The sequence below is a fragment of the Saccharicrinis aurantiacus genome, from assembly GCF_001660705.2.
GTDB lineage: Bacteria > Bacteroidota > Bacteroidia > Bacteroidales > Marinilabiliaceae > Saccharicrinis > Saccharicrinis aurantiacus.
In genome coordinates this window covers 43,974-57,328 of the sequence record NZ_LYBV02000013.1, presented here as the reverse complement: position 1 = coordinate 57,328, position 13,355 = coordinate 43,974, and the positions used below count along the sequence as shown (strand labels likewise).

At 35.3% G+C, this 13,355-nt stretch carries 9 protein-coding genes; 2 read left to right on the top strand and 7 right to left on the bottom strand.

Features of this window, described 5'->3' with window-relative positions; all coding sequences use genetic code 11:
- Positions 1–246: 246 nt before the first annotated feature.
- From A8B35_RS05245 to A8B35_RS05235, 3 genes are all read right to left on the bottom strand, one after another.
- Positions 247–717, bottom strand: coding sequence for a DUF4625 domain-containing protein (locus tag A8B35_RS05245; RefSeq protein WP_075602332.1), 471 nt, complete (start codon positions 715–717; stop codon positions 247–249).
- A 72-nt stretch (positions 718–789) separates the two neighbouring features.
- A complete protein-coding gene (locus A8B35_RS05240) occupies positions 790–3,156 on the bottom strand; it encodes a TonB-dependent receptor (RefSeq protein WP_075602331.1) in 2,367 nt (788 codons plus the stop codon).
- 181 nt (positions 3,157–3,337) lie between these two features.
- On the bottom strand, positions 3,338–3,685 hold the full coding sequence (locus A8B35_RS05235; protein WP_139314818.1) for a hypothetical protein: 348 nt from the start codon (positions 3,683–3,685) through the stop codon (positions 3,338–3,340).
- A 182-nt stretch (positions 3,686–3,867) separates the two neighbouring features.
- Here A8B35_RS05235 and A8B35_RS05230 point away from each other — a divergent pair, with 182 nt between their 5' ends.
- On the top strand, positions 3,868–5,025 hold the full coding sequence (locus A8B35_RS05230) for an NAD(P)/FAD-dependent oxidoreductase (protein ID WP_075602329.1): 1,158 nt from the start codon (positions 3,868–3,870) through the stop codon (positions 5,023–5,025).
- A 459-nt stretch (positions 5,026–5,484) separates the two neighbouring features.
- Complete coding sequence (locus A8B35_RS05225) at positions 5,485–6,750, top strand: arginine deiminase (protein ID WP_075602328.1); 1,266 nt, start codon at positions 5,485–5,487, stop codon at positions 6,748–6,750.
- A gap of 104 nt (positions 6,751–6,854) precedes the next feature.
- Here A8B35_RS05225 and A8B35_RS05220 read toward each other — a convergent pair whose 3' ends face one another.
- From A8B35_RS05220 to A8B35_RS05205, 4 genes are all read right to left on the bottom strand, one after another.
- Positions 6,855–8,408 carry a sulfatase family protein gene (locus A8B35_RS05220; RefSeq protein ID WP_075602327.1) on the bottom strand — a complete coding sequence of 518 codons (1,554 nt, stop codon included), beginning with the start codon at positions 8,406–8,408 and terminating at the stop codon, positions 6,855–6,857.
- 259 nt (positions 8,409–8,667) lie between these two features.
- Positions 8,668–10,554 (bottom strand): right-handed parallel beta-helix repeat-containing protein, encoded by a 1,887-nt coding sequence (locus A8B35_RS05215; protein WP_075602326.1) that lies wholly within the window; start codon positions 10,552–10,554, stop codon positions 8,668–8,670.
- A gap of 258 nt (positions 10,555–10,812) precedes the next feature.
- Positions 10,813–11,232 carry a hypothetical protein gene (locus tag A8B35_RS05210; protein ID WP_075602325.1) on the bottom strand — a complete coding sequence of 140 codons (420 nt, stop codon included), beginning with the start codon at positions 11,230–11,232 and terminating at the stop codon, positions 10,813–10,815.
- 170 nt (positions 11,233–11,402) lie between these two features.
- On the bottom strand, positions 11,403–13,301 hold the full coding sequence (locus A8B35_RS05205; protein WP_075602324.1) for a Na+/H+ antiporter NhaC family protein: 1,899 nt from the start codon (positions 13,299–13,301) through the stop codon (positions 11,403–11,405).
- Between the last annotated feature and the right edge of the window lie 54 nt (positions 13,302–13,355).

Below are 13,355 nucleotides of genomic sequence, written 5' to 3'. Positions count from 1 at the left end.
TTGATTTATAATAATAAGTTATATTGAGTTCGGCCAAAGTAAGGTATACTAAACTGATACTAGCTCAATAGTTACATAACTGACATTGGCCTTAGAGGATTAATCTTATCCAAATAAGCTACTTCTCTAGTTTGAATCAAAACCATACTGATCAGTAATAAATAGTGGCTTATAATATATGACCTATAACAAAAAACGCCAAGCACATATTATTGTACTTGGCGCTATTGGTATTAAATAATAAGATTAATGATCGTGACCTTCTTCTTCAACTACAATTTCCATCCACGTCGTTGATTCGTTACCAGCAACATCAAAGCAATAAACCCCTAAGTGGTACTCACCCGGTTCAGCGTTTTCAGGAACTTCAATTAAAAAGGCTACTCTATCTTCTTGTTCTTCTTTAAGATCTCCAGACCATTCTTGATCCCATTCAACATGATCCTCTTCAGTAGCAGATTTAACTACGGCACTATGCTCATGTCCATCACCATTATAATGAATGGCAACTTTATAAGACTTAAGAGCGACATTATCTGTAAACTTCGCTTCAAATTCGAATTCATCACCCTGATGAAATTCAATATGATCCTCACCTGCATCTGCAACTGGTTTTATTATTTCAATAACGGGCTTTGTTGTATCAACGTCGTCATTATCGTTGTTACATGCCACCAAAAACATTGCTGCTACTGCAAATAAAAAATACTTCTTCATAATATAAAATGTTTGATTGTTTTTTAATAGATAATTGTGCGACACTATGTTGTCGCATTTCATTTGTGATAATTAAAATGGAACTTTAACCAGTAATTGAATATTCCTTCCTTGCTCAGGAATTTCTATCTGTCGGTAAAAGCTCATGTGGTTGTAATACTTGGCATCCAATAAATTGAACCCCTGCAATACTAAATCCACCTCCTTATTACTTAATCTAACTTTTGTTGAAAAACCAGCTCCTAACGAGAAGTAACCATCCGTAACTTCTTCGTTTCGGGCCACATTTTCTTGTTTTGACGCAAAGCGGGTATTCACAAAAAATCGACTTTGCTTCAATACTTTTGAATGGGCAAAAGCAGCATAATCTATTTCTATAAATCCGTTTAACGGTGGTGTAAATGGTAAAGGATAACGCTGTGAAGGATCATCAGATACTTGTTGATTATAAACATACTCAAGCGTAAAATCTGCACTGAATTTACCCAATTGCCTGCGTGCACTCAACTCTAAACCTGATACAATTGCGGCTGTTTGATCATAAGCATAAATCTGACCTGCATGCGGTAAACTACTCCATTCTCCTGTTGGGCGCAAATACAAAAAGTTGGTGAAATAATACAAATACGGACTTACCGAAAAACTCCACAAACTATTGTTGAATTCAAGATTAGCATCGGTATAATACCCCTTTTCCGAATCGAGTTCGCCATTGCCTAACTCATGCCTGAACGAACCGTGATGAATTCCGTTAGAAGATAACTCAACTGCAGTGGGCGTTCGAAAAGCTTTGCCAACATTAAAACGCGTAATCCAATTATTAGCTGGTTCGTAAACAAAACCAACTAACCAACTGTAATCACCATAATCTTTATGCAGTTCAGTGCTTCGTTGGGCATAAAAACTGGCTTCTTCTGCGCTACTACCTTTCGCAATAAAATAATCGTATAAAATAGGATCAAAATAAGCCTCGGTATCAATATTTGAATAATCAAACCGCAGCCCTACGTTCATTTTAAACTTATCGTTTATTGTATAGGTATCTTTAGCAAATAAGCCTGTTGATAAACTCTGATATTGGGGCATTAAAAAGCTATAACCCCCTACTTTATTATCGCGATACTGCGATTGCGAACCTATGGAAATAGCATGCTTTTCTGTTTCCTTAAAAACATACTTAACATTAGCTGTATAGGTACTCAATCGAAATGCTAACTCTAAATCAGGATCTATTTCTGGGGGCGATTGATTGCCATAGTGTGTATGAAACTCACTTAACTCTTGCCTATTATTAAATTGATAAGCAAGATCAGCTATTAACTCACCTGAGTTGAAATAGAATTTGTTATTACTCATCACCTTGGTATGATTGGCCACTTGATAAGGAAAATCAATATTGCGATAATCACCATCATGTTTCACACGATCAGCATCCGGCACACCGTGGGCTCCCGGAAAAAATCCGGATTTCTGGTAAACATTACTAATGGTTATCGACGATTTAAACGCTTCGTGCAAATACCCATATTGAAGATAGGCATCATACTCTTTACCTGCCGTATTTTTAAGTCGGCCATTATAAATGGGCACAATCCTATCTAAATATATTATTTGATCTGTTGGCACTTTATAATCGCCATAATCAATGGCACTTGCCCTCACTTTCACATAATGCTTATCCCCTCTTGCTTCAACAGCGCCCGATGCACCAAAAGTGGCATTTACACTCTTGGTTAAAAAACTTGCTTCGCCAGAAACCGTATTAGGCAGAGGAACCTTATCGTTACTAATATTAATATATCCACCAATGGCATCGCTACCATACTCAATACCCGATGCACCTTTAACTATTTCGGCAGTTTCAATATTGAAAGGATCAATCTCTAGTCCGTGATCTGCTCCCCATTGCTGACCTTCTTGTTTTACGCCATTTTCACTTACAACTACCCTATTAAATCCCATTCCTCTAATAATAGGCTTTGAGGCATTGGCACCAATATCCATAGCATTTACGCCTGGTAATCTTTCTAAACTTTTAATAAAAGTGCTCGACAAGTTTTGAGCCATGAACTCCGCTGTTACAACTTCGTTTTTACGCGATTTCATGGTATCAATCCTATTTCCTTTAACAGAGATTTCCTGAACCATTTCGTGCGACGGAATCATGTGAATATCCAAGCTTGAGTTTGAACGAACTAAAGTGTCCAAACTATTATAGCCCATAAAAGTAAAGGTAAGATTTGCTGTTAAGGCCTTAGCCTCAATTGTAAATGCTCCATCACCATTAGTTATGTTACATGTTTTCCCGTAATGAACATGGCATCCTGGCAAAGGCATACCTGTTTCATCAGAAACAACACCCTGAACAGTAAACTGTGCAGAAACATAACTTACAGATAGAAATAGAACAATTATTGTAATAACAATATTCTTATTCATCGTAATCTGATCAACAAATTTATACAACCTATGTCTCTTAATATTCTTAAGAAATAGGTATCCCGGGCATCCTTAAAAACTATGCAAGTTTTTAATAAACGCCAATAAACTATTGTATAAGCTCAGATATATTGATGCACTTTACCGCATAAAACGGTAAGGCATTATAACTGACACTTAACTAAACCAGATTATTTGGAGGTCCGCGATGGGGATTGGATGAAAATAGAATGGAATTATAGCCTCGTTGCAAACGAGCTGCAAATTCCCTTTGATAAGTATTTGTAATGTGATTTAAAAAAAGCTGCGTTTCAACTTCAAAACCTGCATAATGGAAATTACAGATATAACAATTGTGGTTTGAAACCTCTGTTATGTTACTAGCAAATCCATCGCTCTGCTTTTCATCGGCATGGTGATGATCGCAATACTGGTGCGTAGCTTCACAATGATGTAGCAACTTAGCCATGTTAGGAAACGCGAAAGCTCCCAACACTACAAACGCCAATATTTTAAACCAACTCTTCATAAAAAACATATTCGACTCTATAACTCGAAATGGTTTGTTTTGTTTAAATGAGAGCGCAAATCTATATAATTTTTAAGGAATAACTATTCTAATCTCCGCAAAAGCCATTTTAGCTACAAAATAATTCCTGAACATTATGTAGCCTATCATCTTTATAGAGTATCACCAAAATTTACTAGACTATGAGAGCATATGAATTTGTTATTATTGGCGGCGGAAGTGCTGGTTATAGCGCCATAAAAGCCATTAGGGAAGAACAGAAGAGTGCAAGTATATTGTGGATTACCGATGAAGATCGTCTACCCTATAAACGAACTCATATCAATAAAAATATAAAATCGGGTTTTAAGCGAGAAGCCTTTGCTATGGTTAGCAATGAATGGCTCAGTGAGCAGAACATTGAGTTACGTTATGCGCATGTAACTAAAATTGACGGCCCAAATAAGAACCTCATATTCGCAAATAATGATAGTTTACGTTTTGAGAAACTTATTATTGCGGTGGGTCAATTACCTAAGAAACTAAGCATCGAAAACCTAGAGCACATTGCGCATGTTTATACAGCTCAGCAAGTAGAAGATATCATTAAAAAAGCAGAACATGCCACTAATATTTTAATTGTAGGAGCTGGAGTTGAGGGCGTTGAAACGGCCTCACAATTGGTGGCTATGGGCAAAAAAGTGGTTTTAATTGATAGAAGTGATATGCTTTTAAAACAGTTCTTCAATAAGCGTTTTAGTGAGCTAATGGCAAATTCCCTTGCTGAGGCAGGAGTTGAATTACAACTATATTGTAAGCATATTTCTTACAATTCTGATTCGGAAATAACTTCCATCGATGGCAAAAATTACCCTTTTGACATGCATATTAGTACCATTGGATACGAACCAAATATTCAATTGGCTATGGATAGCGGTATAGCTTGCAAACGAGGGATTATTGTGGATGAAAATCTTAGAACCTCTGTTAATGATATTTTTGCAGCTGGCGATGTGGCCCAACATCCAAATGGACAAACCACAGGGCTTTGGCACGCAGCCGAACAGCAGGGGTATATTGCTGGCAAAAATGCGTGTGGTGGTTCTTTAAATAACGAACTTCCTCCGTTTAGAATGAAAACTCAGGTGTTTGAATCGTTCTATTTTTCTGTTCCTCCGAAAGATAAAGCATATGAGATTATCGACGATTCGAATGACACCATCACCAGAGAACTCTACTTTTATGATAATAAATTAGAAGCTGCACTGGTAAAAGATGATGCTACTAGAGCCAAATTGTATCAGAAAGCATTATTGGAAGGATGGGATAAAAAGCAAGTAATTGAAAAACTAGCCTTATAGGGTTAGCTGTTTTCTTCTGGAAGTATATTTTACTCTTGCGAAAGTGCATATCATTCTTATGAACAAGATCATTTTCTTCTGGAAATGTATTTTGCTCTTATGAAAGTGTATATCGCTCTTGTGAACAAGATAATTTTCTTCTGGAAGTATATTTTGTTCTTGCGAAAGTAAATATCGTTCTTATGAACAAGGTTATTTTCTTCTGGACGTGTATTTTACTCTTATGAAAATGCATATCGTTCTTGTGAACGAGATTATTTTCTTCTGGAAGTATATTTTGTTCTTGCGAAAGTAAATATCGTTCTTATGAACAAGGTTATTTTCTTCTGGAAGTGTATTTTGCTCTTATGAATAAGTAAATTTTCTTCCTATTCATTTTGCCTACCATCCATAATAATTATCATCCTTTTGGTGAGATGCTTTACGTAATTTTGCCCTAAACAATCACAAACAATAAGTATGAGCCAAATTATAGAAACTTCAGTTGATTCAGAAATTGGAGAATTAGAAGGAGTAATATTACACACGCCAGGTAGCGAGGTTGAAAATATGACTCCGGGTAATGCAGAAAGAGCCTTGTACAGTGATATCCTAAACTTATCAGTAGCTGATGAAGAATACCAGCAGCATGCCGGTGTTTTAAATAAGGTGACAAAAACTTTTCAGGTTAAAGATTTATTGGAAAGCTGCCTTAATAATAACTCGGTAAAAAATAACTTAGTTACAGATATCTGTACCAGCGAGAACGTATTATTTTTAAAAGATAAGCTATTGGATTTGCCTTCAGCTGAATTAGCCCAACAAATTATTGAAGGTGTGCCCTTAGAGAACAATACTTTAAGTGCATTTTTATCTGATGAACGCTATGCTTTACGACCTTTGCATAATTTCTTTTTTACACGCGATGCTTCAATAACAGTGCACGATAAGGTGCTGATTGGTAAGATGGCGAATAAAGTGCGTGAAAGAGAATCGTTGGTTATGGAAACCATATTTAACAATGCTCCATCAATCAAATCATCTACCATTAATCCTACTGAAAGCTCGGGCGATCAAAACCTGATTTCTATCGAAGGTGGTGATGTACAAATTGCACGTGAAGATATTTTAGTAATTGGTACCGGCGAAAGAACCACAACACAAGGGATTGATTTTATAGCAAAATCGATACAACAAAGACATAAAGGCAAACACTATATAGTGGTGCAACAACTGCCATCGAAACCCGAATCATTCATTCATTTAGACATGGTTTTTACCTTTTTGGATAAAGACAATTGCATGGTATACGATCCGGTAATTATGCAACCCAATAGGTATCAAACCATTTTAATTACGATAGATAATGAAGAGGTTCAGAAAATTGAAAAGAAAGATAACCTGCTAAATTGCTTAAAAGGTTTAGGTATGGATCTTAAACCAATATTTTGTGGGGGCAGAAAAGACCTTTGGATTCAAGAGAGAGAACAATGGCATAGTGGGGCTAACTTTTTTGCTATTGCTCCGGGTAAAGTTATGGGCTATGCCCGAAATGTTTATACCCTTGAGGATATGAATAACAATGGCTATGAAATAATATCGGCAAGTGATGTAATTAACAACAAAGTTGATATTAACAACTACAACAAGTGTGTTGTAACTATTCAGGGTTCTGAATTAGCCCGAGGTGGTGGTGGTGCACGATGTATGACAATGCCTATCCGCAGAAAAACGGTTACTTGGTAAGCAATAAGTATTATTGCAACTGTTGAGTATTGACAAATACTAACACATAAAAAAAGGCTATAAAACATCTGTTTTATAGCCTTTTCTATATTATCAATTATCGCTTATCTAAGCTCTAACTTTTTTGTATTACCATATTCACCGCGTATCGCTGTAAATTCAGCTAACATTTCCTCTAATTTCTCAGGCTGTGCTTTTGCTAAATTATTCTCTTGGCTAATATCTTCTTTTAAGTTGAATAGCATAAAGTCTGTGCTAATTCCCATTTCAATATTAACTTGAGTGTTAACTGGCTTTCCTTTGTAAGGAGGAATTAAAATCCAATCTCCTTTACGGAAAGCAGTTTTTGTATTTGCTTCAATTACTAAGCTTTCTCTTCCTTTAACTGAAGTTCCTAAAAATGCATCCAATACATTTTTACTATCCGAATAAGTTTTATCAGAACCTAACATAGCACCAATCGAAGTCATTAAATCCATTTGGCATACTAAAGCATCAGATACTTGTGGCTTAATAGTACCTTTCCAATAAGTCATTAATGGCACACGTGTACCCGCTTCAAATAAGCTATACTTTCCACCTTTTAAAGGACCTGTAGGCTTATGATTTCCTAATAACTCAACAGCATCATCATTATAACCATCGTTTAATACTGGTCCGTTATCACTAGAGAAAACCACTAAAGTATTTTCTAAAATACCTTCTTCCTCTAAAGTTTTCATAAACTCACCAATTACCCAATCAGCTTCTAAAATTACATCACCTCTTGGTCCCATACCTGATTTACCAACAAAACGAGGATGTGGTGTACGTGGTACGTGAGGTTGTTGCATTGCATAGTATAAAAAGAATGGTGCGTCTTTATGATTCTTCACATAATCTTGAGCTTTAGCTAAGAAGTGATCTGCCATATCAACATCGTTCCAACGTGCTTTCTCTCCACCTTTCATGAATCCAATACGGGGAATACCATTGATGATAGTGCTGTTATGACCGTGATGCCACATCATTTCACATAATTCAGGATTATCTTTACCTGTAGGCTGACCTTCAAAGTTGTTTTTATAATCTACTTCGATAGGATCGTTAGGATCTAAACCAACAACATTTCCATTATCAATATATACCGTAGGAACACGATCTTGTGTTGCTGCCATAATATATGCCTCATCAAAACCAACTTCGTTTGGTCCAGGAGTAACATGCTCGTTCCAATTCACCACACCAGTTCCTAAACCTAAGTGCCACTTACCAACAACTGCAGTTTGGTAGCCATGCTCTTTCATCATTTTTGGGAATGTAAACTGATCTGTTTTAATCAACAAAGGAGCTGTACCAGGTAGGATACGAGCATCTTTATTTCTCCAAGGATATGTACCTGTTAATAATGCATAACGAGATGGTGTACATGTAGCAGAAGAAGCGTAACCATTGGTAAATTTAACGCCACCATTAGCAATAGCATCAATATTAGGAGTTTGAATTTCAGTAGCTCCGTAAGCACTTAAATCGCCATATCCTAAGTCATCTAAATAAATAACAACTACATTAGGCTTAGTTTCTTTTTTTGTCTCTTTAGTTGTGCTTGTTCCGCATGATGAGAAAAGCGTTAATACTAAAGCGAACACAAGGGATAATGATAAATATGTTCTGTTCATCTTCAAATAAATTATTATGTATAAAAGTTTATTTTAAATAACGATGCGCAATGTACAAAATAATAGATTGTAACATTGTTCTTGTAAGTACAATTGACATGTTCTTGAGTGTTTGCCCCCCCAAATAATTAAACACACCTTATTAAAAAAGTACTCAACTGTACATTTGTACAGTTTTTAAAATGGATACGCACAAAAAAAGCTGCCATTAAAATATGACAGCTTTTATAAATCAAAAATATTTTAAGCTCATTCAGATCTATTTGAATTGTATTTCGTTAGCAACACCATCGCTCACAATCATTTCAGATGCTTTGCCATCGTAACTATTATTACTAAAAATTACATTCTCAGAATGATTGATTATAACTACCGGGTTTTGCGCGTTAAGCTGTGGGAAGGTACCTGAGTTGGTAATTTTATTACCGCTTACTTTAACACCATCAGCATTTGAAATTTGCAGTATCAAATTATCAAACTGATTAAATATATTGTTGGTAATTTCTACATTACGGAAAGCAATATTATCATTGTCATCATCGGTATCAAATCGTATAACACCTCTATCGAATCCGCTATGTTGGCAATCCTGAAAAGTATTATTGTTAATAAATACATTGGCTGCATTTCCTGACTCGTACCAATGTCCGCTCTCTACAGGAACTAAAATAGCTTCCATCTCAGTATGGAAAAAGCAATTCTCAACCACTGTTTTCTTAGGTGTTGATAACAACAATCCACGGGCTCTATTTTTACTAATATTACAATTGCTAATATAGGCTTCAGGATAAGCGCTTAAGTTTTCAACTAGGTCTCCGGCTTTCACTGAAGCAGGAATTTTTTCATTAAAAGTGATAATTTGATATCGCCCGTTTAAATACTGAATATCCTTAATGGTTAATTCATCATATGGATAAAAAGAATCACTTAATCTTACCAAACCTATGGTATCATTAGCAATACCAATGGTAAAACCCTTCTGCTGGTCGTGCCCCATCCTAACCCCTAAACGGTAATCATCTAATACATCAACAATTTTCTGATAAGTACCGTGAATATTAGAAGCATCATCTAATTGATTATTGAACGTACAGTTTTTCAATACCACTTTTCCTCTACATCCTACAAAGTGTGTAGCATCTGCTGTGGTTGATACCATTCTGCCATGAGAAGGAGTAACATTAAAATTATCCAAAATAATATCCGCTGAATTCTCGGCAATAATTCCCATACCGCCAGCATGATGAATATTTACATTTGTCCCTTTAAATCCATATACGTGTGTTAAACGAAAGGCTGGTGCTACGCGATTTAACCCCTGAGATCCTTTGGCTGTAAGAACCATTCCTACTTGAGGTAATTTTTTAGTGTGGTTAAAAATACGCACCACGCCTGGCTTAATTTCTTTACAAACTAACTTATTTTCTCTACCTAAGTTTTTATACTCAACAGCACGCTTATCAACTTCGTACTTATACTTTACCTTACCTATATTGCGCTTGGTCTTAATTCCTTTTACTGCAGTAAGATTTGTATAAGATTCCGTATCAAAAGTAATTGCCTCTCGGGCAGGATCGTATAAAATAGTTTGTCCTAAACTATGCTCATAATATGGTTTCACAAACCATAACTGACCGTTACGTATTTCATATGGGTAGTCATCACTAAACTGTACATCAAAAGTTTTGTCTTTTGCATTATTGGCAACAATTAAACCCTCACTATGAAACGGAGTTTCCCAATCAATACTCAAATTTTTAATATTGATATTCTTCGACTCATCCATTAAAAAAGGAATCATAATACCATGAAATATGAAAGTAGAACCTTGGCCATCGATAGTTAGATTTTCAAAATTCTGTAAAGGAAATGCGGTACTAACCATTACATCACAATGGTTTGAAATATGGCAATACTGCTCTAATCCTTTATCAGGATAAAAGTGATAAGTACCCTTTTCAAACTTAATTTCTGAAATTGGATTATTAGTAGCATCTAAAATTCTACTAACTACAGAAGGTGTTGCATCATCAGATATGCTTGTTGTAAACATTACTTGCTCACCTGGTTTAATTGTTGGTGCACATCCCACTACGTAGAATAAGGTAATTAATAATAATGCAAAATGAATAACTATTCTTCTCATTTAAAGCTCTGTTAATTGTGTGTACTTTGATTTACAATACAAACATTTAACTTTTTTAAACAGATAGCGTATTCATCAGTAATTGTTTTGTACTTATTAATTATATTTAAAATATAACTAATTCTCGCACATACTTAAATACCAATCTATATGGTCATTACACACCTTATAATTACATCATCAAGAAGAGGATTGCAGACAAAAAAAATCCCACCTCGAAAATGAGATGGGATATATAATAAGATGTTATTCTATTCTTTAATGAAAAGTAAGCGTTGCTAAAACTACTATAACAATACCAATTATTAAAATTAAATTTTGAAGTTTATCGTATTTTGGAAGATAAGAAGTATCGTTACCCTTCTTTATCTTTTTCACATAAATACTACCTAAAATAATTAGTATCAAACTTAATACAACTAGGACTAATTTAGTAGTTAACAATGGCATTACTCCTAGTACCGACCAATATGGTGTCATTAGGTATCCGCCTGAAAGAATCAATAAAGTAATCCCTAGTTTCAATACATAAACCAATGGAAGCACTGCCTTTTTGATTTCAAGTGCCAATTGGTCTTCTTTTTTGTTTGCAATTTTTGTTACCACAAATGCGGCAAAACCACTCCCAACAAATATGGCTATCGATATAAAATGTATTATTAACATTACGTCTCTCATCTTCTAAATTTTTAGTTTCCTAAACTGATTAATCAATACATAAAACAACTCATAAACTATGAATTTGTTTATTGTACGAGTTAAGAATAACTTCAAATTTTAAAGTGCACGCTTTTATTCAGCTCGTTTCTTACCTAATGCTTACCCAAGATGTTTACGGAGTAATAGAGTTAAGTACTCTTCCCTAACTTAATTACAGCCAAGTAAAGTATCGCAAAACCAGCTATAAACAACCATATTGAGGAAATACCAAATGCTGCGGGTATCGTTCCTACAGCTATTGAAACACCACCTACTAATAGTGCATACGGCATTTGAGTACGCACGTGTGATAGGTGATTACATGAACTCGCCAATGAACTTAAGATAGTAGTATCTGATATTGGCGAACAATGATCGCCAAGAACAGAACCTGCCAAAACTGTTGAAACAACATTGTAGAATATTGGTAAAGCCATTTCGGGCGTAAAGCCATATTCCATTGATATTTTCCAACAAGCTGGTAAAATAAGTGGGTATATAATTGCCATAGTTCCCCACGACGATCCGGTGCTAAAAGCAATTAAAGCCGAGAATACAAATGTTAAAACAGGTACCCAATAAGGACTCATCTTTAGAAACTTCAGCAAATCTGTGATAAAAATTGCAGTATGCATATGTTCGGTAATAAGTGCCACACTCCAAGCTAGTACAAGTATTAGAACGGCATTAAACATGGTTTTAAATCCACTAACCATTCCTTCCATTGCCTCTCTTAAGTTGGATATTCGCTGGGCAAGAGTTAATGTTAACGCTGCAACAACACCCAAAAGCGAAGACCATAATAGAGCTACAAAGCTATCGGCATTACCGATAATTTCAGAAAGTTTTGTGGTTATAGGCAATGAAGTATCATTCCAAACTGCCGAGTCCCAACCTGTGTAAACCAAGCCTGATATTGTTCCAACAACAACCACAAAAACTGGGATAAAAGCATTGTACCATCGTCCTTTCACACTATCTGGCACATCAAACTCGTTAGCTCCATGGGCACTTTTAACTGCATTAGTATTGATGCCAGAACTATTTCGTGCCTCTATTTCACTATGATACATAGGGCCGAAATCTTTCTTCTTCACTATTAAAAGTAGAACAAAACCTAAGGTGAATATAGGATAAAACGAATACTTTAAGGAATGCAAGAATACTTGGTATGCAGATTGGTTGAGCCCCAACTGATCAATTCCCTCGGTGATGTAACTTAACTCGGCTCCAATCCAGGTAGTAATAAATGCAATGGCTGCAATAGGTGCTGAAGTAGAATCTACAATGTACGCAAGCTTCTCTCTTGAAACTTTAAGTTTATCAGTAACCGGACGCATTGTATTACCTACAACCAAAGTATTGGCATAATCATCAAAAAATATTAACAAGCCCATTAGCCAAGTAATAAACTGACCCGAACGTGGGCTATTGGCATAACGCGATAATTTATTAACTACCCCTTTCATACCTCCGTTAAGGGTAATAAGTGCTACCATACCCCCAATTAACATCGAAAATATAATAATAGAAATATGTCCGCTATCGTTAATGGCTTCTAAAGCATAAGTATCAACAACGCTGAACATCCCTTTAAATAAACTTATAAATAACGAGAACCCTTTATAACGCCATATTATTGTAGTTCCAACAAGTAAACCTACAAATAAAGAAGAAAAAACTTCTTTGGTTAAAAGCGCCATAATGATGGCGATTAATGGGGGAAGTATCGACATCCATAAAGGAATGGGCGTTAATTCTTTTTCATATAATAACTTATCATTTTCATATACCTTTAATTCACTTCTGGTCTCAACTTCAGCATGTATAGTTGCTACCTCATCTTCCCAAGAAGCTTGAACTTTATTCCCATTTATTTCGAACCAAATATTATCGTATGAATTGGCATCTAAATTAGATATATTTAACTCCAAATCTGAGGGTACAGAGGATACAAATACATCAGGAGTTTTTAGATCAATAACTTTAGGTTGTGCATTAATTGTGTTTAATCCAATTAACAAACATAAAAAAACAATAAACCGCATACTGGAAATTTATAAACTGATTGAAGTATAAAGGTACTAAAAACTGAATTTTTA

Bases quoted from the DNA above. Each gene is read 5' to 3' on its own strand.
- A8B35_RS05220 (WP_075602327.1), bottom strand. From the start codon at position 8,408: ATGAACAGAACATATTTATCATTATCCCTTGTGTTCGCTTTAGTATTA.
- A8B35_RS05235 (WP_139314818.1), bottom strand. From the start codon at position 3,685: ATGAAGAGTTGGTTTAAAATATTGGCGTTTGTAGTGTTGGGAGCTTTC.
- A8B35_RS05240 (WP_075602331.1), bottom strand. From the start codon at position 3,156: ATGAATAAGAATATTGTTATTACAATAATTGTTCTATTTCTATCTGTA.
- A8B35_RS05245 (WP_075602332.1), bottom strand. From the start codon at position 717: ATGAAGAAGTATTTTTTATTTGCAGTAGCAGCAATGTTTTTGGTGGCA.
- A8B35_RS05215 (WP_075602326.1), bottom strand. From the start codon at position 10,554: ATGAGAAGAATAGTTATTCATTTTGCATTATTATTAATTACCTTATTC.
- A8B35_RS05205 (WP_075602324.1), bottom strand. From the start codon at position 13,301: ATGCGGTTTATTGTTTTTTTATGTTTGTTAATTGGATTAAACACAATT.
- A8B35_RS05225 (WP_075602328.1), top strand. From the start codon at position 5,485: ATGAGCCAAATTATAGAAACTTCAGTTGATTCAGAAATTGGAGAATTA.
- A8B35_RS05210 (WP_075602325.1), bottom strand. From the start codon at position 11,232: ATGAGAGACGTAATGTTAATAATACATTTTATATCGATAGCCATATTT.
- A8B35_RS05230 (WP_075602329.1), top strand. From the start codon at position 3,868: ATGAGAGCATATGAATTTGTTATTATTGGCGGCGGAAGTGCTGGTTAT.